The organism is Lelliottia jeotgali (assembly GCF_977070485.1).
Window position 1 is genome coordinate 136,661 of sequence record NZ_CDRVFO010000001.1, and the last position, 17,104, is coordinate 153,764.

General features: G+C 62.5%; 18 protein-coding genes. 10 read left to right on the forward strand and 8 right to left on the reverse strand.

The window, feature by feature from the left end:
• Positions 1–126: 126 nt before the first annotated feature.
• Together ACW4TB_RS00650 and ACW4TB_RS00655 are read left to right on the forward strand one after the other, a co-directional pair.
• Positions 127–792, forward strand: coding sequence for a TetR/AcrR family transcriptional regulator (locus tag ACW4TB_RS00650; RefSeq protein WP_012312291.1), 666 nt, complete (start codon positions 127–129; stop codon positions 790–792).
• Positions 793–827: 35 nt separating this feature from the next.
• Entirely contained in the window at positions 828–1,682 is an 855-nt protein-coding gene (locus ACW4TB_RS00655; RefSeq protein ID WP_279929306.1) for a sulfurtransferase, read from the forward strand.
• Positions 1,683–1,691: 9 nt separating this feature from the next.
• Here ACW4TB_RS00655 and ACW4TB_RS00660 read toward each other — a convergent pair whose 3' ends face one another.
• The 6 genes from ACW4TB_RS00660 to ACW4TB_RS00685 all read right to left on the reverse strand — a co-directional run bounded on the left by ACW4TB_RS00660 (position 1,692) and on the right by ACW4TB_RS00685 (position 9,010).
• Positions 1,692–2,684, reverse strand: coding sequence for a hydrolase (locus ACW4TB_RS00660; RefSeq protein ID WP_279929304.1), 993 nt, complete (start codon positions 2,682–2,684; stop codon positions 1,692–1,694).
• A gap of 71 nt (positions 2,685–2,755) precedes the next feature.
• Positions 2,756–4,150 (reverse strand): M16 family metallopeptidase, encoded by a 1,395-nt coding sequence (locus ACW4TB_RS00665; protein WP_279929302.1) that lies wholly within the window; start codon positions 4,148–4,150, stop codon positions 2,756–2,758.
• Positions 4,147–5,490 carry a M16 family metallopeptidase gene (locus ACW4TB_RS00670; RefSeq protein ID WP_012312295.1) on the reverse strand — a complete coding sequence of 448 codons (1,344 nt, stop codon included), beginning with the start codon at positions 5,488–5,490 and terminating at the stop codon, positions 4,147–4,149. The genes ACW4TB_RS00665 and ACW4TB_RS00670 overlap by 4 nt, the downstream gene beginning before the upstream one ends.
• Positions 5,491–5,575: 85 nt before the next feature.
• Complete coding sequence (gene rsmD / locus ACW4TB_RS00675) at positions 5,576–6,178, reverse strand: 16S rRNA (guanine(966)-N(2))-methyltransferase RsmD (protein WP_012312296.1); 603 nt, start codon at positions 6,176–6,178, stop codon at positions 5,576–5,578.
• Positions 6,178–7,662: a M16 family metallopeptidase gene (locus ACW4TB_RS00680; protein ID WP_012312297.1), complete on the reverse strand. Its 1,485-nt coding sequence runs from the start codon at positions 7,660–7,662 to the stop codon at positions 6,178–6,180. Before ACW4TB_RS00680 ends, rsmD begins: the two co-directional genes overlap by 1 nt.
• The gene (locus ACW4TB_RS00685) at positions 7,655–9,010 is read right to left on the reverse strand and encodes a M16 family metallopeptidase (protein ID WP_279929296.1); all 1,356 of its coding nucleotides are present in this window, start codon (positions 9,008–9,010) and stop codon (positions 7,655–7,657) included. The genes ACW4TB_RS00680 and ACW4TB_RS00685 overlap by 8 nt, the downstream gene beginning before the upstream one ends.
• A 232-nt stretch (positions 9,011–9,242) precedes the next feature.
• On the opposite strand from ACW4TB_RS00685, the gene ftsY reads away from it, so the two are divergent.
• From ftsY to rpoH, 4 genes are all read left to right on the forward strand, one after another.
• On the forward strand, positions 9,243–10,805 hold the full coding sequence (gene ftsY, locus ACW4TB_RS00690) for a signal recognition particle-docking protein FtsY (protein WP_254467019.1): 1,563 nt from the start codon (positions 9,243–9,245) through the stop codon (positions 10,803–10,805).
• Positions 10,802–11,473, forward strand: a complete 672-nt coding sequence (gene ftsE / locus ACW4TB_RS00695) for a cell division ATP-binding protein FtsE (protein WP_012312300.1) — start codon at positions 10,802–10,804, stop codon at positions 11,471–11,473. The genes ftsY and ftsE overlap by 4 nt, the downstream gene beginning before the upstream one ends.
• Positions 11,470–12,495, forward strand: coding sequence for a permease-like cell division protein FtsX (gene ftsX, locus ACW4TB_RS00700; protein ID WP_012312301.1), 1,026 nt, complete (start codon positions 11,470–11,472; stop codon positions 12,493–12,495). Before ftsE ends, ftsX begins: the two co-directional genes overlap by 4 nt.
• A gap of 111 nt (positions 12,496–12,606) precedes the next feature.
• The gene (gene rpoH / locus ACW4TB_RS00705) at positions 12,607–13,461 is read left to right on the forward strand and encodes an RNA polymerase sigma factor RpoH (protein ID WP_012312302.1); all 855 of its coding nucleotides are present in this window, start codon (positions 12,607–12,609) and stop codon (positions 13,459–13,461) included.
• 112 nt (positions 13,462–13,573) lie between these two features.
• On the opposite strand, the gene mtgA is transcribed toward rpoH, so the two are convergent.
• Positions 13,574–14,350 carry a monofunctional biosynthetic peptidoglycan transglycosylase gene (gene mtgA / locus ACW4TB_RS00710; protein ID WP_455842870.1) on the reverse strand — a complete coding sequence of 259 codons (777 nt, stop codon included), beginning with the start codon at positions 14,348–14,350 and terminating at the stop codon, positions 13,574–13,576.
• Between mtgA and ACW4TB_RS00715 the strand changes: the two genes are divergently transcribed.
• The 4 genes from ACW4TB_RS00715 to trmB all read left to right on the forward strand — a co-directional run bounded on the left by ACW4TB_RS00715 (position 14,349) and on the right by trmB (position 16,605).
• On the forward strand, positions 14,349–14,720 hold the full coding sequence (locus tag ACW4TB_RS00715; protein WP_012312304.1) for a DUF423 domain-containing protein: 372 nt from the start codon (positions 14,349–14,351) through the stop codon (positions 14,718–14,720). The two genes, mtgA and ACW4TB_RS00715, sit on opposite strands and share 2 nt — an antisense overlap.
• A 103-nt stretch (positions 14,721–14,823) precedes the next feature.
• Positions 14,824–15,024, forward strand: coding sequence for a sulfur carrier protein ThiS (thiS, locus tag ACW4TB_RS00720; protein ID WP_012312305.1), 201 nt, complete (start codon positions 14,824–14,826; stop codon positions 15,022–15,024).
• A 54-nt stretch (positions 15,025–15,078) separates the two neighbouring features.
• A complete protein-coding gene (gene thiG, locus ACW4TB_RS00725; RefSeq protein ID WP_008092966.1) occupies positions 15,079–15,873 on the forward strand; it encodes a thiazole synthase in 795 nt (264 codons plus the stop codon).
• A 9-nt stretch (positions 15,874–15,882) separates the two neighbouring features.
• Positions 15,883–16,605 (forward strand): tRNA (guanosine(46)-N7)-methyltransferase TrmB, encoded by a 723-nt coding sequence (gene trmB / locus ACW4TB_RS00730; RefSeq protein WP_012312306.1) that lies wholly within the window; start codon positions 15,883–15,885, stop codon positions 16,603–16,605.
• A 169-nt stretch (positions 16,606–16,774) separates the two neighbouring features.
• Here the strand turns inward: trmB and ACW4TB_RS00735 are convergent, their stop codons facing one another.
• Complete coding sequence (locus tag ACW4TB_RS00735; RefSeq protein WP_003257821.1) at positions 16,775–17,101, reverse strand: DUF3392 domain-containing protein; 327 nt, start codon at positions 17,099–17,101, stop codon at positions 16,775–16,777.
• Between the last annotated feature and the right edge of the window lie 3 nt (positions 17,102–17,104).

Here is a 17,104-nt window from a genome sequence, read left to right on the forward strand (position 1 = left end):
TCTCTAGAGCCTATACTCTAATCGGGACGATGGTACGAATATTTTCGCGCCACCGCACGGTGCATCCGGGCCCTGTTACCCCGTAATATGAACCCTTACCGTAAGCCTGCAGACTGGGAGCTGAGCATGGCCCCGCGCATGAAGACCCGAGAGCGCATCGTGCAGAACAGCCTTGAACTGTTCAACCAGCAAGGCGAGCGTAGCGTGAGTACCAACCACATTGCTGCGCACATGGAAATCTCGCCCGGCAACCTCTACTACCACTTCCCTAACAAGCAGGCGATCATCGCCCTGTTGTTCAGCCAGTATGAAGAGTTGGTGGACAGCTTCCTGCGCCCGCCGCAGGGGCGCGCCGCTACCGTCGAAGACAAGCGCTTCTACCTCAAGGCGTTGCTCGCAGCGATGTGGAACTACCGGTTCCTGCATCGTGACCTTGAGCACCTGCTCGACAGCGACCCTGAGCTGGCCGCCCGTTACCGGCGCTTTTCCGAACGTTGCCTGCGCCAGGGCCAGGCGATCTACCGGGGCTTCGTTGAGGCCGGCATTCTGGTCATGGCACCTGCGCAGATCGAATCGCTGACCATCAACGCCTGGATCGTGCTTACCTCTTGGGTCCGCTTTCTCAGCACCACGCGGGAGCATTCCGCTCACCTGGGTGAAGAAGCCTTCAAGCGTGGTGTCTATCAGGTACTGGTGCTGGAGCTCGGCTTCGTCACCGCCAGCGCCCGCAGTGCTGTGGACGCCCTGTGTCAGGAGTTTCATGTTCCGTTCAACCAGGCCCTGGAACGTTAGCCCAGAGCCTTCGTGCCATCGATCAGGAGATTGTCATGCCCCTTGCGCAATTGATCACCCCGCAGCAACTGGCTGAGCGCCTGGGCTCGCCCAAGTTGGTGATCCTCGATTGTCGGTTTGCCTTGGAAGACGTGGATTACGGCCAACGCAGCTATGCCGAGGGGCATATCGCCGGGGCTCACTTCGCCGACCTGGAGCGCGATCTGAGTGGGCCGGTAAGCAAGGGCAAGACCGGCCGCCATCCCTTGCCTGATCCGCAGCGGCTGGTCGAGCGCTTGCGTGAGTGGGGGCTGGACAATGACAGCGAGGTGGTGCTGTACGACGATGGGCCTGGTGCCTTTGCCGCCCGTGCCTGGTGGCTGCTGGCCTGGTTGGGTAAACGCACAGGTGTGGCCATGCTCGACGGAGGCCTCAAAGCCTGGCACACCGCAGGCCAGCCATTGAGCCTGGACGCGCCGGCACGCTATGAGGGTACGTTCAACGGCGAGCCGGATACGAAGCTGCTGATTGACGCAGAGCACTTGGTCACTGAGCTTGCAAGCCCCGAGCTGACATTGATCGATGCGCGTGCGTTGCCGCGTTTTCGTGGGGATTTGGAGCCGATCGATCCGGTGGCCGGGCATATTCCTGGCGCTCAGTGCGCAGCCTTCACCGACAACCTGGGCGAAGATGGGCGTTTCCTCGCGCCAGAGCAGCTCAGGCAGCGCTTTGCCGAGAAACTGGCGGGGCGTTCGCCGGAACACTTGGTGGCGTATTGCGGTTCGGGAGTGACGGCTTGCCATAACCTGTTTGCCCTGGCATTGGCGGGGTATCCGCTGGGCAGGCTGTATGCCGGGTCGTGGAGTGAGTGGATCAATGAGCCAACCCATCAGGTTGCCACGGGCGACTGATCCGCTGGTTTATCGCCCATCCACCAGCCACTGCGGAATCCGGCGCTCAAGGTAATACCCCGGATTTCGCAGGCTGCCTTCGACAAACCCCACATGCCCACCCCGCTCGTGCAGCTCGAACTGAGTCTGCGGTGTCAGCTCGCTCGCCGTGGGCTGGCTGTGGCGGGATACGAACGGATCATCGTTTGCGTGGATGATCAGCGTCGGCGTGCGGTTTTCCCCGAGATAGTAGCGGCTCGATGAGCGACGGTAGTAGTCGTGTACATCGTCAAAGCCGTTGAGTGGCGCGGTCACTTTGCCGTCAAAATCCCAGAAGGTACGGAGCTTGCGCAATGACCCGAGCCGGTCGAGTGCGGCAAGGCCTTCATGATGGCCCTGTGCGCGAAAGTGCCGTTGTTTGACCTGCACATAGGCCATCATTTCGCGCATGAAATGTGCCTGATAGACCTTCGAAAAGCCTTGGCCGATGCGGTCGGCGCACTGATCCAGGCGAAACGGTACGGAAACCGCCACGGCCGCCTGCAACTGGCTGGCGCTGCCACTTTCACCCAGGTACTTCAGCAGCACATTGCCGCCCAGCGAATAGCCGACGGCATACAAGGGGGCCAGCGGGCGTTGGGCGCGCAGGTGGGCGACAACCTCGGCCAGGTCCCCGCTGGCCCCGGAATGGTAACTGCGTGCCAGCAGGTTCGGCTCCCCCGAGCAGCCACGCCAGTTCAGCGCAACGCTGGCCCAGCCGCGGGCATTGAGCGCTTGCTGCAAGCCTTTGACATAAGGCGAATGGGACGAACCGGTCAGGCCGTGCAGCACCAGCACCAGCGGTGTATCTGGCTGGTGAGGCCCGTGCCAGTCGAGGTCCATGAAGTCGCCATCGGCCAGCCACAGGCGCTCGCGCTTGCGTTCAAGCGCAGGCAGCTTGCGCCATAGCGGGCCCCAAAGGGTTTGCAGGTGAGGGTTGGACAACCCGGTGGCCGGGCGAAAGGTGGCGGGAAGACTGGGCATGCTGGGCGACTCGTGTTGTGCTTGCCTAGACTGCCATGAAACACCGCCGTTGTACTCACGCTATTGGTCCGTCAGGACAGCTCGGGCAAAGATTTTTGTGCATGGGACGGGCCGACAGTGATGAACACTTCCTGCGCAGGACTCAGCCATACGCGGGCGGCTTCGCGAATGTCCTTGGGGGTCAGCGCTGCCAGGCTTTGGATGTAGGTTGCAAAATGATCTGCTGGTTGCCCAAGGTGGCTTGACGTTGCCAGACTCTCGGCCAGCTCTGCGTTGCTCACCATGGTGCGATGCAACCTGCCTGCTATCTGGTTGCACGCCATGTCGCACTCCGCCTGGCTTGGGCCATGCTCGCGCAGGCAAGCCAGCATTCCTGAAATCAGGTCACGCGAGGCATCGCGGTATTCGGGTGCGATGTCCCATTCAATCTGCAGCAGGCTCGCCGCATCAAAGGGTTTGAGCGACGAGCGGATGGTGTAGGTCAAGGTACGACGGCTTCGTAGCTCTTGTGTCAGACGCGACTCGAAACCGCTGCCGAGGATTTCGTCAAGCATGGTCAAAGCTGCATACCCTGGCTTGTCGGGTGATATGGGCAGCAGCAGAGTCAGCGTGGCCCGTGTGGTACTTGCGGTGTGTTCTTGATGCCGGGTGAGGGCCTCTGGCAACGGCGCCGGTGGCGGGGGCTGTCCTGCCCAGTGTTGCGGTAGCGCCTGAAGGAGTTCCGTGATGAGTGTCTGCGCCTCGTCGCGCGACAGGTCGCCCACCAGGCCGATATCGAGGTTGTTGGCAGAGTAGGCACGTCGGTGGAAGTCGCGCAGCTGCTGCTCGTCGATCTGGTTGAGGCTCTCAGGCGTGCCAGCCCAATGTGTGGCGTAGGGGTGGCCATCGAACACATGGCTCATTGTCGCGTGGGACATCCCAAAGACCGGGGTCGATGCCATTGCGCCAAGGTAGTTGAGCAGTCGTTCGCGGATACCTGCGACGGCTTCTTCCCGGAAGGCGGGGCGTGCCAGCATTTGCGTGAGCAGTTGCAGGGCGCTTGTACGCAGCGCCGGCAGGCTCAGGCAGCGCAGCGTGATCACAGCCTCATCCTGGTTCATCTGCCTCGCCATGATCGCGCCTAGCCCCTCGATGGCCTGGGCGAATTGGGCGGCATCCAGACCCTCGGTACCCTGGTCGAGGCTGTAAAGGACAAGCGCGGCGAGGCCCGGACGATTGCCATCGAGCGCACTGCCAGCGCGAAAGCGCAGCGCCAGGTCGAATATCGGGCGGTCATGGGATGGCGTGAAGCTGACCTTGGCGCCTTCGTCGGTCTGCCATTGCTGTATCTGGGCCGGCAGGGGCTGGTGCTGCTCCAGGTCAAGGCCTTGCGTGGACTCCAGCCTGGCCATTGCTGCCACGGCGGTATCGGTCATGGGGCCCTTGCAAATCAGTGGCATGCTGCTGGTTGTAAGAGGTTTGTTCATGCCGCTGCTCCTGTTTGCAGGTGAGTGATGGTCAGCCTTTCGCGGCTCAGATAGTCGAACGCTACCTGTCGTAATGTCGCGCTATCGAGGTGGCGGACACTTTCGGCTTCTTGATCAATCAGCGAGGTAGACAGACCCGCGGCCGCCCCTGCACCGATGCGCTCAGCTTGAAGGGTGATGCTGTCGCGGCTGAACAGGCGGCGGGTAAGCATGCGCAGTTTCGCGCGCTCCAGTTCCTGGGGGGAAAGCAGCGTATGGCGCAGGGTATCGATCAAGGCATAGATCGCTTCTACGGCGTGCTCGTGCGTGGATCTTTGACTGTTGATATAGGTTGAGAGGGTCAACAGCGTGTCGCCACGCGCTATTGGCTCATATGACAGGCCGATGCCCTTGAGCAGCCGTTGGTCTCGCACCAGCTCGCTGTAGAGCCTTGCGCTGAACCCCTTGCCAAGCACTTCACAGAGCAGGCCCAGGGCAGGCACTGTGCTTGCGTCGATGGCCGTGGCGTGGCTTGGTACATTGAAGGACATGAACAAACCATCACGCAGGCCTGGCAGTTCCAGCTTCTGGCTTCGTTCCTGCAGGTGCGCGTCATGCCGGGGGACCGGTACTGCGCCAAGCGAAGCCCTGGCGATGCTGGCGAAATAGCGGCTTACGTGCTGGCGAAGCGTGGGAAGATCGACCGCGCCCACCACCACGAGGGTGGCGTTATTGGGCCGGTACCACGTTTGATACCAGGTACGCACCATATCCAAGCGCAAGTTGCTCAGGTCTGACGGGTTGCCAAACGTCGCCGTGGCATACGGGCTGCCACCGTGCGCAAGCGCCATGTGTCGTTCGGCGGCTTGCTGTGCAGGAACGTTTTCAACTTTGAGTCGCCGCTCGTCTTCGATCGCTTTGACTGCCCGTTCCATTTCTGCTTGGCCAAAGGTTGCGCCCGTCATGGCATCCGCCATTATTTCCAGCGCAATCGGCAATCGTGCCGCGGGTAACAGTACGTCGTATGCCGTTGCATCATCGGTGGTAGTGGCATTGGCCTCTCCGCCGAGCCGTGCTATCACCTGGGTGTATCGGCCCGCCTCGAGTTTGCGGCTGCCTTCGAATATCAGGTGTTCCAGCAGGTGCGAGAGGTTGGTATGGCCGGCTGGTTCATGGCTGGTGCCAACGTGGTACCAGAGCTGGATTGCGGCGAGCGGGGTGCTGTGGTCCTCGCGCAGGTAGACACTCAGGCCGTTATCCAGTGTGAAGTGCTGCAACGAGGGCTGGGTGGCATCCGCGATGGACTCGATGCCGGCTGACAGTGTTTTGTCGTCGAGGGTAAACGGGGGAGTCGATGGCATTGCTCAAGTGCTCCTGGTTTAGGTGACCAGGAGCAGCTTCGGTGAGATTGTGCCTTTGCCTGCGTTAAATAGTTAGGGCTCGCAGTCAGGCACGCTGCCACAGCGCGTAATGCACTTGGCCAGTCTTTTTTTCGCGGTGCAGGCGCCAGTTGCCTGGCATTTGCAGGGTAGAGGGTGCCGCTTCGCTCTCGGTGTAGATCCACGCCTGCTCGCGAAGCCACTGGTTCTGCTCAAGCAGGTTGCAGGTGTTGGCCAGCAGGTCCTGATGGAACGGCGGATCGAGAAACACGACGTCGAACTGTTGCTTGGCCGGGGCTTGCAAGTAGCGCTGGGCGTCGGTCTGGAGGATTTGCCCGCGCGGACAGCGCAGGATTTCCAGGTTGTTCTTCAGGTTGTTGATAGCTGCCGCGTTGCTGTCCAGTGCGACGGCATCTGCAGCACCGCGGGACAACGCTTCGAGCACCAGGGCGCCACTGCCGGTAAAGGCATCCAGCACCCGGGCGCCTTCGATGTAGGGCGCCAGCCAGTTGAACAGGGTTTCACGCACCCGATCGGTGGTCGGCCGTAGGCCTTCGCCTTCAGGCACCGCCAGGCGGCGACTGCGCCACTCGCCGGCGATGATGCGCAGGTGGCCCTGACCCTTGCTTTGGCCCTGCTGAGGGCGGGCGGGAGGGGTGGATCTAGGCATTAGTGCTCCGGTACGCCGAGGGGCTGCTCGGCGGGTTTGTCAGTAGGGGCTGGCAGCGGTTTTTGCGGCACGCTCGGGCCGACGGTAACGATCACCAGTTTGTCGGCTGCCAAATGCTTGTTCATGGCTGCCTTGACCTGCTCGACGGTCAGCGCTTGGGACTGCTGCATGAAGTCTTCCAGCCAGGTCAGTGGCAGGTTGTAGAAGCCGATGGCGCCCAATTGGCCGACGATGCTCGCATTGCTGGCGTTCGACAGTGGGAAGCTGCCGGCCAGTTCGCGCTTGGCGTCGTCCAGCTCCTGCTGGGTCGGGCCGCTCTTGAGGTAGTCGGCAAGGATGCCCTGCACCAGCTTGAGGGTGCCCTCGCTGAGTTCGGCACGGGTTTGCAGGTTGATCATGAACGGGCCGCGCACCTGCATCGGGCTGAATACCGAGTATACGCCGTAGGTCAGGCCGCGTTTTTCCCGCACTTCGCTCATCAGGCGGGTACCGAAGGCGCCGCCACCGAGAATCTGGTTGCCCAGCGACAGGGCTGGCCAGTCCGGGTCTTGGCGGTCGATGCCCAGCTCTGCCAGCATCAGGTGGGTCTGCTTTGACGGGAAATCGATGTGGGTAGCGCCAGCCTTGGGCTCGACGGGTTGCGCAGGCTTGGCTAGCGCCGGGCCTTTGGGCAGGGCGGCGGAGACCTGGGCGGCAATCGTCTCGGCCTCTTCACGGCTGAGGTCGCCGACCAGGGCGATTACCGCGTTGCCCGCTGCATAGGCTTTGGCGTGGAATGCGCGCAGCTGTTCCAAGGTGATGCCCGGGATGCTTTCAGCGCTGCCGTCGCTTGGATGGGCGTAAGGGTGTTCGCCATAAAGTTTGCCGAACAACGCTTTGCCGGCGATCTTGCCGGGGTTCTGCTTCTCGTATTCGAAACCGGCCAGCAGCTGGTTCTTGATTCGTTTGAGTGCGTCCTCCGGGAAGGTCGGCTTGCCGGCCACTTCAGCGAACAGCTTCAGGGCCGGTTCGCGCTTGTCCTTCACACTCAGGCTGCGCAGCGAGGCCACGGCCATGTCGCGGTAGGAACCGTTGCCGAAGTCTGCGCCGAGCCCTTCGAAGCCTTCGGCGATGGCGGTCACATCCTTGCCGGCAACGCCTTCGTTGAGCATGGCATTGGTCAGGGTGGCCAGGCCCGGCGTGTTGCCGTCCTGGCTGCTGCCGGCGGCGAAGGTCACGCGCAGGTCGAACATCGGCAGCTCGCGGGCCTCGACGAACAGGACGCGTGCGCCTTCGGCAGTGGTCCAGTTCTGGATGTTCAGCTGGCGCCGGCTGGGGGCCTTGCCGTCCAGCTCGGCCAGCGACTGCAGGGTATTGGCGGGGCGCGCCGCGGTGCTGTCGGCTTCGGCGTGGGCAGGGCGAGCCAGGACGCAGGTCAACGCCACCACCAGTGCGATGATGCCCGTGCCGATCAGGGTGTAGCGTGGTGCGCTGCGATCACTCATGAGCGGACTCCTCAGGCAGTACATGGGCAACGCTCAGGCGTTCGCGGGTGAAATAGGTGCGTGCGGCGGCCTGGATGTCCTCTGGGGTCACACGCTTGAGTTCGTCCAGTTCGCTGTCGATCAGTTTCCAGGACAGGCCGACCGTTTCCAGCTGGCCGATGGTGGTGGCCTGGCTGCTGATGGAGTCGCGGTCGTAGACCAGCCCGGCGATCACCTGGGCGCGTACACGTTCCAGTTCCTCGGCACTCGGCGGGGTGGTCTTGAGTTCATCGAGCAATTGCCAGACGCCTTTCTCGACATCGGCGAGGGTCTTCTGCTTCTGCACGTTAGGGGTAGCCGAGATCAGGAACAGGCTGTCGCCGCGGGTAAAGGCGTTGTAGCTGGACGAGGCGCCGGCCACCAGCTCCTGGCCACGCTCCAGGCGCGCCGGCAGGCGGGCGCTGTAGCCGCCGTCGAGCAACGCCGAAATCAGGCGCAGGGCGTGCGCGGTGCGCGGGTCCTTGGCGGTCGCAAGGCCCGGTACGTTGAAGCCGTAGATCAGGCTTGGCAGTTGGGTGCGTACGTGCAGGGTCAGCTGGCGCCGGCCTGGCTCGGTCAGCTCCAGCGGCAGCTTGGCCGGCGGCACGGCGCGCTTGGGGATACTGCCGAAGTACTTCTGCGCCAGGCCTTTGACCTCGGCGGCGGTAACATCGCCGACTACCACCAGGGTGGCGTTGTTCGGCGCGTACCAGGACTCGTACCAGTGGCGCAGCTCCTCGACCTTCATGCGTTCGAGGTCGGCCATCCAGCCGATGGTCGGGGTGTGGTAGCCGCTGGCCGGGTAGGCCATGGCGCGGAACAGCTCGAAAGCCTTGGCGCTTGGCTGATCGTCAGTGCGCAGGCGGCGCTCTTCCTTGATCACCTCGATTTCGCGGCTGAACTCATCGGCCGGCAGGCGCAGGCTGGCCAGCCGGTCGGCCTCCAGCTCCAAAGCCACCGGCAAGCGGTCGCGGGCCAGAACCTGGTAGTAGGCGGTGTAATCGTCGCTGGTAAAGGCGTTCTCTTCCGCGCCCAGGTCGCGCAGGATGCGTGAAGCTTCGCCGGGGCCGACCTTGGCGCTGCCCTTGAACATCATGTGTTCCAGAGCGTGGGACAGCCCGGTCTGGCCGGGTGTCTCATAGCTGGAGCCGACCTTGTACCAGATCTGCGAAACCACCACTGGCGCGCGGTGGTCCTCGCGCACGACCACTTTCAGGCCGTTGTCGAGGATGAATTCGTGGGTGGGTTGCACATCGGCGGCAAAGGCTGCGAGCGGCAGGCAGAGCGTGCTGAGCAACAGGCCAGCGGCGCGGCGGGCTAGAGCATTCATAAGGTGTTTAACCTGTTCGGCGGCCCGCAGGGTTTAGCGTCGGCGGGCCAGGAGGTGCTAGGATACTGATCCGGTTGCCTGGCGACCATGCCTGTCGCCGTTCTGGCCTGCAGGTCCATTAAGACAAAACATTGCGCATGAACCAGCCGGCTTCAAAACAGTCTGTTCTGCGTTTAGAGAATTCCAGATGAGCCGCTGCTGGCCCATCGCTACCCTGAGATAGCCGTCTTCCATGTTTGGTTCCAACGACGACAAAAAAGCGCCGGCCGAGGCTGGCGAGAAAAAAGGCCTGTTCAGCTGGTTTCGCAAGAAGCCGCAGCAACCTGTCGCCGAACAGCCACAAGCCCCTGATGCTCAGGCAGTAGAGCCGGTATCGCCGCAGCCTGCCGCCGAGCAGCCTGAAGCGGCTGCGGCCGAGCCGGTGGTTGCCGAAGCGCCCCCGCCTGCCGTTGAACCGGTGCGGCCCGCTGAGCCGGTGCTGGCCCCCCAGCCTGCGCCTGTCGTTGAGCCTGCTCCGACCCCGGAGGTCGCACCGGCCCCTGAGCCTGCTCCGGCCCCGGAGGTCGCACCGGTTCCTGAGCCTGCTCCAGCCCCTGAGCCAGTGCCGGTTCCCGAGCCTGCCCCTGCCCCTGTGAGGGCGGAGTTGCCTGCGAGTGCTGAGCCCGCTGCTGCGCAGCTCGAAAGCCCTGCTCCAGTCGCAGCAGCCCCCGAAGCTCCGGTCAGCAACCTGGTCTTGCCCGTTGCCGAAGAGCCGGTCGCCCTGGTTCCAGACCTTGAGCCAAAAGCCCCGCCAGCGATTCCCGAGCGCCCGGCCCCCGAACAGGCCGTCGCCGCCGCTACCCCAGCCGTTGCCGAACCTGCCAAGCCCGGCTTCTTCGCTCGCCTCAAGCAGGGCCTGTCGAAGACCAGCGCCAGCATCGGCGAAGGCATGGCCAGCCTGTTCCTGGGCAAGAAGGTCATTGATGACGACCTGCTAGACGAGATCGAAACACGCTTGCTGACCGCCGACGTTGGCGTGGAGGCGACCTCGACCATCGTTCAGAACCTGACCCAGAAGGTCGCGCGCAAACAGCTGGCCGATGCCGATGCCCTGTACAAGTCGCTGCAGGAAGAACTGGCCGCGCTGCTGCGCCCGGTCGAGCAGCCGCTGAAGATCCAGGCGCAGAACAAGCCCTATGTGATCCTCGTGGTAGGCGTCAACGGCGCCGGCAAGACCACCACTATCGGCAAGCTGGCCAAGAAGCTGCAGCTCGAGGGCAAGAAAGTCATGCTGGCTGCGGGTGATACCTTCCGTGCCGCCGCAGTCGAGCAGTTGCAGGTCTGGGGCGAGCGCAACCAGATCCCGGTGATCGCCCAGCACACCGGTGCCGACTCCGCGTCGGTGATCTTCGATGCCGTGCAGGCCGCCAAGGCCCGTGGCGTCGATGTGCTGATCGCCGATACCGCCGGCCGTCTGCACACCAAAGACAACCTGATGGAAGAGCTGAAAAAGGTTCGCCGGGTCATCGGCAAGCTTGACGCCGAGGCGCCGCATGAGGTGCTGCTGGTGCTCGATGCCGGTACTGGCCAGAACGCCATCAGCCAGGCCAAGTACTTCAATCAGAGCGTCGAGCTGACCGGCCTGGCCCTGACCAAGCTGGATGGCACCGCCAAGGGTGGGGTGATCTTCGCCCTTGCCAAGCAGTTCAACATCCCGATCCGCTTCATCGGCGTGGGTGAAGGCATCGACGACCTGCGCACCTTCGAAGCCGAGCCGTTCGTCAAGGCTCTGTTTGCCGAGCGAGAGCACCCATGATCCGATTCGAACAGGTTGCCAAGCGCTATCCCAACGGCCATGTTGGCTTGCATGAGCTGAGTTTCCGGGCGCGCCGGGGCGAATTCCTGTTCGTCACCGGCCATTCCGGCGCCGGTAAGAGCACCTTGCTGCGTCTGCTGCTGGCCATGGAGCGCCCCACTAGCGGCAAGTTGATGCTGGCAGGGCAGGACCTGGGCCAGATCAGCAATGCGCAGATCCCGTTCCTGCGTCGGCAGATCGGGGTGGTGTTCCAGAACCACCAGTTGCTCTTCGACCGCACCGTTTTCAATAACATCGCCCTGCCGCTGCAGATTCTCGGCCTGTCCAAGGCAGAGATCACCAAACGCGTGGATTCGGCGCTGGAGCGTGTGTCGCTGGTCGACAAGGGTGAGCTGTTCCCGGCGGACCTGTCCACCGGCCAGCAGCAGCGGGTCGGTATCGCCCGTGCGATCGTCCACCAGCCCGCCTTGCTGCTGGCCGACGAACCCACCGGTAACCTCGACCCGCGCCTTGCCGCAGAGATCATGGGGGTGTTCGAGGACATCAATCGGCTGGGTACCACGGTGTTGATCGCCAGCCATGACCTGGCACTGATTGCGCGCATGCGCCACCGCATGCTGACCTTGCAGCGCGGCCGTCTGATCGGCGATGGGGAGGCCGGGCAATGAGCACTACACGTACACCCAAGGTTTCCGAGCGGGTGGCGCCCAAGGCCGCCGACGCGGATACCAGGAAAAAGCGCGGCGAGCATGATGATGACGGCCCGGACTTCCGCACGCTGTTGCATGCCTGGCTGGACAGTCATCGTGCCAGCCTGGCCGACAGCCTGCGTCGCCTGGGCAAGCAGCCGATCGGCAGCTTCTTCACCTGCCTGGTGATGGCCGTGGCGCTGAGCATGCCCATGGGCCTGTCGCTGCTGTTGAAGAACGTCGAGAAACTGGGGGGCTCCTGGCAGCGCGCCGCGCAGGTTTCCCTGTACCTGAAGCTCGATGCGGGCAGCAAGGAGGGGGAGGCCCTTCGCGAAGAGATCAAAGGCATGCCTGGAGTGGCCGATGCCTTGTACATCAGCCCAGGGCAGGCGCTGGAAGAGTTCCAGCAGCAGTCCGGGTTGGGCGAAGCCCTGCGAGAGTTGCCCGACAACCCGCTGCCTGGCGTCGTGGTGGTGACCCCGACCGAAGTCGATAAGCCGGCCCTGGAAGCGTTGCGTCAGCGTCTGGCCGAGCTGCCGCGGGTGGAAAACGCACAACTCGACCTGGTGTGGGTGGAGCGCCTGGCGGCGATCCTCAAACTGGGCGACCGGTTCGTCTTCGGCCTGGCGGTGATGCTTATTTCTGCCTTGTTGTTAGTAATCGGTAACACAATTCGTCTACATATTGAAAACCGCCGCACCGAGATCGAAGTCATCAAGCTGGTAGGCGGCACCGACAGCTACGTACGTCGGCCTTTCCTGTACATGGGCGCGTTGTACGGCCTGGGTGCGGGCCTGCTGGCCTGGGGTATCCTCGCGTTCGGCCTCAACTGGCTGAACGAGGCCGTTGTAGGGCTGTCCGGGCTCTACGGCAGCGACTTCTCCCTGGGCGGGGTGCCAGCATCCGATGGTCTGTCGCTCTTGATCGGGGCGGTACTGTTGGGGTATATCGGTGCATGGATTGCGGTCGCTCGCCATTTGAACGAGCTGGCCCCGCGATAGTTTTTCTGAGCCAGCATTGACAATTTTTCATTTTTGGAACTTGCACCTTGGTTCCAGGTCTATGTTGGCAGTGCTCACAAGGCACGAGTCTGGTAAGTCGGAGGTTCTTGAATGACCACATCGTTGCAACCTGCCTATGCCCTGGTTCCCGGTGCAAACCTGGAAGCCTATGTGCACACGGTCAACAGCATCCCGCTGCTGACTGTCGAGCAGGAGCGTGATCTGGCCGAGCGTCTCTATTATGAGCAGGATCTTGAGGCCGCTCGGCAAATGGTGATGGCCCACCTGCGCTTCGTCGTACATATCGCCCGTAGCTATGCTGGCTACGGATTGGCCCAGGCCGACCTCATTCAGGAAGGCAACGTCGGCTTGATGAAGGCGGTCAAGCGCTTCAACCCCGAAATGGGTGTGCGCCTGGTGTCGTTCGCTGTGCACTGGATCAAGGCTGAAATCCACGAATTCATCCTGCGCAACTGGCGCATCGTCAAGGTGGCTACCACCAAGGCCCAGCGCAAGCTGTTCTTCAACCTGCGCAGCCAGAAGAAGCGTCTGGCCTGGTTGAATAACGATGAAGTCCACCGCGTGGCTGAAAGCCTCGGTGTCGAACCGCGAGAAGTGCGTGAGATGGAAAGCCGTCTGAGTGGCCAGGACATGGCCTTCGACCCTGCAGCGGAAGCGGACGACGACAGCGCCTTCCAGTCGCCTGCACATTACTTGGAAGACCATCGCTACGACCCGGCTGTGCAGCTTGAAGACGCTGACTGGAGCGACAACTCCACCAGCAATCTGCATGAAGCCTTGCAGGGCCTGGACGAGCGTAGCCGCGACATTCTCTACCAGCGCTGGTTGGCTGAAGAAAAAGCCACGTTGCATGAGCTGGCCGACAAGTATAGCGTTTCGGCTGAGCGTATTCGTCAGCTGGAAAAGAATGCGATGAACAAGGTAAAAGCGTTGATTGCAGCCTGATTGGCGCCTGATGCACTAAAAAGCCGCTGACCTATGACAGGGTGAGCGGCTTTTTTTGTTTGCGCAGTCTTTACCGGCCTCGGGAAGGGGCAGCTAAAGTCAGCGTGTTCATTCAGGGCCTGCGCGAAGCATCCAGTTGCATCAGATAGCTTGGCCCACCCAGCTGGCTCATCTGCCTGCGAATCCAGCCTGCCCGGCTCGCCACGTAGGCACTAGGCCGGCTGGCGCTCCACTTGATGGGGCTTGGCAGCACTGCAGCCAATTGAGCAGCCTGCTGGCGGCTCAGCCGGCTGGCATCGATACCAAAGTGGTAACGCGCCGCAGCTTGGGCACCAAACACCCCTTTGCCCCATTCGGCACTGTTCAAGTAGACCTCAAGGATCCGCTCTTTCGACCAGAACAGCTCAATCAGCGCCGTGAACCAGGCCTCCAGCCCCTTGCGCAACCAACTTCGGCCCGACCACAGGAACAGGTTCTTGGCCACCTGCTGGGTCAATGTGCTGGCACCACGGATGTTGCCGCCGCGCTCGTTATAGGCCAGCGCCGCCTGGATGGCGGGGATGTCGAACCCCCAGTGGTTAGCGAACTTCTGATCCTCACCGGCGATGACCGCGACCTTGAGGTCATCGGAGATACTCTCCCACGGCTGCCAGTCGCGCTGCAGGTCGATCGGCTCGCCACTGACCCACGACTGCACCTTGCGCTCGACCATCAATGCCGTGCCGGGAGGCGGCACCCAGCGGAACACCAGCACCAGCACGATACTGCCGGCAGCGAACCAGAACAGGGCGCGGGCGAGGCGACGGAGTAGGGATGACAGCATGGCGATGGCTTGGCCGGACCGGTGGAACGGGCCATTATACAGACCCGATCCCAGGAGTCGTCCCATGCTTCGCACCTTCCTCATGCTCGCCGCCTTTTTCGGCTTTACCGGTGTCGGCCTGGGCGCATTCGCCGCCCATGGGCTGAAAAACCGCCTGAGCGCTGATTACCTGGCCATCTTTCAAACCGGGGTGACTTATCAACTGGTGCATGCCTTGGCAATCTTCGGTGTCGCGCTGCTCGCGGCGCACTTGCCTGGGCGCCTGGTTGGCTGGGCCGGTGGTCTGTTCGCCCTGGGCATCGTGCTGTTCTCCGGTAGCCTGTACCTACTGACCCTGAGCGGGCTGGGCAAGCTTGGCATCATCACCCCTATCGGCGGCTTGTGCTTCCTGGCCGGCTGGGTCTGCCTGGGTATGGCGGCATGGCGTTTGGGCTGACCAAGCGGTCCACAATCACGACTAATGGCGTGCACCGCCCTTGGGTTAACGCGTTGATCGGCGCTAGAATGCTGGCCCCCAACGCACAATGGTGGCCGTGCGCATGCGCATTCAATTGAACGGTGAACCCTATGAATTGCCCGCGGGCGAAAGCGTCGCGGCGCTGCTGACCCGCCTGGAGCTGACCGGGCGCCGGGTGGCAGTGGAATTGAACCTGGATATCGTGCCGCGCAGTCAGCACGACAGCACGCAGCTCAATGACGGCGACCAGGTCGAAGTGGTCCACGCCATCGGTGGCGGCTGATTCCGGCCTGGCGATTCACCTGCAAGCCCAGCAACCTTTTCCAGAGGATCTTTGATGAGCAACGTTCGTAGCGACAAGCCCTTTACCCTGGCCGGGCGTACTTTCCAGTCGCGCCTGCTGGTCGGCACCGGCAAGTACCGTGACATGGAAGAAACCCGCCTGGCCATCGAGGCCTCGGGCGCCGAAATCGTCACTGTCGCCGTGCGCCGCACCAACCTAGGCCAGAACCCGGGCGAGCCGAACCTGCTCGACGTGCTGCCACCGGACCGTTACACCATTCTGCCGAACACCGCCGGCTGCTATGACGCCGTAGAAGCGGTGCGCACCTGCCGTCTGGCCCGTGAATTGCTCGATGGTCATAACCTGGTCAAGCTGGAAGTCCTGGCAGACCAGAAGACCCTGTTCCCCAACGTGATCGAAACCCTGAAGGCCGCCGAAGTACTGGTCAAGGATGGCTTCGACGTGATGGTCTATACAAGTGATGATCCGATCATTGCTCGTCAGCTGGCCGAAGCTGGCTGCATCGCGGTCATGCCGCTGGCCGGCCTTATCGGCACTGGCCTGGGTATCTGCAACCCGTACAACCTGCAGATCATCCTGGAAGAATCCAAGGTGCCGGTGCTGGTCGATGCAGGCGTGGGTACCGCCTCCGATGCAACCATCGCCATGGAAATGGGCTGTGAAGCGGTGCTTATGAACTCGGCTATCGCCCACGCCCAGCAGCCGGTGCTGATGGCCGAGGCCATGAAACACGCAATCGTCGCTGGGCGCATGGCCTACCTCGCCGGGCGCATGCCGAAGAAACTCTATGCCAGCGCGTCTTCGCCGCTGGATGGTCTGATCAAGTAAGAGCTACTGATGACTGAATCGCAAGATACGCCGATCACCACCGACGGCGAAGCGCGCCCACACCGCCGCATCAAGAGTTTCGTGATGCGCGCCGGGCGCATGACCGAAGGCCAGCAACGAGGCCTGGACCAAGGCGGCCCGCTGTATATCCTGCCGCTGGCCGAAAGCCCGGTGGACTATGACCAGGTGTTCGGTCGTTCGGCGCCGCGCACCCTGGAGATCGGCTTCGGCATGGGCCATTCCCTGTTGGAAATGGCCGCTGCTGCACCTGAACAAGACTTCATCGGTGTTGAAGTGCACCGCCCGGGTGTCGGCGCGCTGCTTAACGGCGTGCTGACCGAGGGTCTGAAAAACCTGCGGGTGTACGATTGCGACGCCATTGAAGTGCTCAACCGCTGTGTGGCCGATAACAGCCTCGACCGCTTGATGCTGTTCTTCCCCGACCCATGGCACAAGGCGCGCCACCACAAGCGTCGTATCGTGCAGTTGGAGTTCGCCGAGCTGGTGCGTCGCAAGCTCAAGCCGGGAGGCATATTCCATATGGCCACCGACTGGGAACCGTATGCCGAATACATGCTGGAAGTAATGAGCGCGGCCCCGGGGTACCGAAACCTGGCAGCGGACGGGGCTTATGTGCCGCGTCCCGAAGAGCGTCCGATCACCAAGTTCGAGCGCCGTGGTGAGCGCTTGGGACATGGAGTTTGGGATTTGAAGTTCGAGAAGGTGGGTTGATTGGCTGTCTGAGCCTTTCGATGTTGCGCTGAGCCGCCTATGCAAGCCCTCCGGGGCTTGTTTGTAATCAAGGCCGAGGTGGGCATGCCTGACTGCCTCGGTGACTCCCTGCAATGGGCAGTCGAGTGGTAGAGCTGCCCTGGTTCTGCGGGGCAGCTTCCAGTGAGCTTTACCCCCGCCGATCAGCGACCACGCCAATCAACACCAGCACCACCAACAGCACCGGCGCCAACGCGTAGTTGTTGAACTGGCTCAGCCCCTTCACCACCCACGGCGTGGCATAAATCAGCGCCGCGCCGCTGCCGATCATCACCAGCAGCGCCATGAATGGAACCCTCAGGGCACCTGCCAGGCCGCCTAGCCGTTGTTCCACCCAGCCCTTGATGTCGGTGCCAAACAGCACCAGCAGGCAGCCTACCAAGGCCAGCGAAATCTCAGACAGGTTGCTACGGCTCCAGCGAGAAACCGTTGCCAGCAGGTCAAGTACCAGATCCATGGG

Coding starts and splice junctions, on each gene's coding strand:
- ACW4TB_RS00680 (WP_012312297.1), bottom strand. CDS start 7,662: ATGAGTGATCGCAGCGCACCACGCTACACCCTGATCGGCACGGGCATC.
- ACW4TB_RS00655 (WP_279929306.1), top strand. CDS start 828: ATGCCCCTTGCGCAATTGATCACCCCGCAGCAACTGGCTGAGCGCCTG.
- thiS (WP_012312305.1), top strand. CDS start 14,824: ATGCGCATTCAATTGAACGGTGAACCCTATGAATTGCCCGCGGGCGAA.
- thiG (WP_008092966.1), top strand. CDS start 15,079: ATGAGCAACGTTCGTAGCGACAAGCCCTTTACCCTGGCCGGGCGTACT.
- ACW4TB_RS00685 (WP_279929296.1), bottom strand. CDS start 9,010: ATGAATGCTCTAGCCCGCCGCGCCGCTGGCCTGTTGCTCAGCACGCTC.
- ftsX (WP_012312301.1), top strand. CDS start 11,470: ATGAGCACTACACGTACACCCAAGGTTTCCGAGCGGGTGGCGCCCAAG.
- ACW4TB_RS00670 (WP_012312295.1), bottom strand. CDS start 5,490: ATGCCATCGACTCCCCCGTTTACCCTCGACGACAAAACACTGTCAGCC.
- ACW4TB_RS00665 (WP_279929302.1), bottom strand. CDS start 4,150: ATGAACAAACCTCTTACAACCAGCAGCATGCCACTGATTTGCAAGGGC.
- ACW4TB_RS00715 (WP_012312304.1), top strand. CDS start 14,349: ATGCTTCGCACCTTCCTCATGCTCGCCGCCTTTTTCGGCTTTACCGGT.
- mtgA (WP_455842870.1), bottom strand. CDS start 14,350: ATGGGACGACTCCTGGGATCGGGTCTGTATAATGGCCCGTTCCACCGG.
- ACW4TB_RS00735 (WP_003257821.1), bottom strand. CDS start 17,101: ATGGATCTGGTACTTGACCTGCTGGCAACGGTTTCTCGCTGGAGCCGT.
- ftsY (WP_254467019.1), top strand. CDS start 9,243: ATGTTTGGTTCCAACGACGACAAAAAAGCGCCGGCCGAGGCTGGCGAG.
- ftsE (WP_012312300.1), top strand. CDS start 10,802: ATGATCCGATTCGAACAGGTTGCCAAGCGCTATCCCAACGGCCATGTT.
- rpoH (WP_012312302.1), top strand. CDS start 12,607: ATGACCACATCGTTGCAACCTGCCTATGCCCTGGTTCCCGGTGCAAAC.
- ACW4TB_RS00660 (WP_279929304.1), bottom strand. CDS start 2,684: ATGCCCAGTCTTCCCGCCACCTTTCGCCCGGCCACCGGGTTGTCCAAC.
- rsmD (WP_012312296.1), bottom strand. CDS start 6,178: ATGCCTAGATCCACCCCTCCCGCCCGCCCTCAGCAGGGCCAAAGCAAG.
- ACW4TB_RS00650 (WP_012312291.1), top strand. CDS start 127: ATGGCCCCGCGCATGAAGACCCGAGAGCGCATCGTGCAGAACAGCCTT.
- trmB (WP_012312306.1), top strand. CDS start 15,883: ATGACTGAATCGCAAGATACGCCGATCACCACCGACGGCGAAGCGCGC.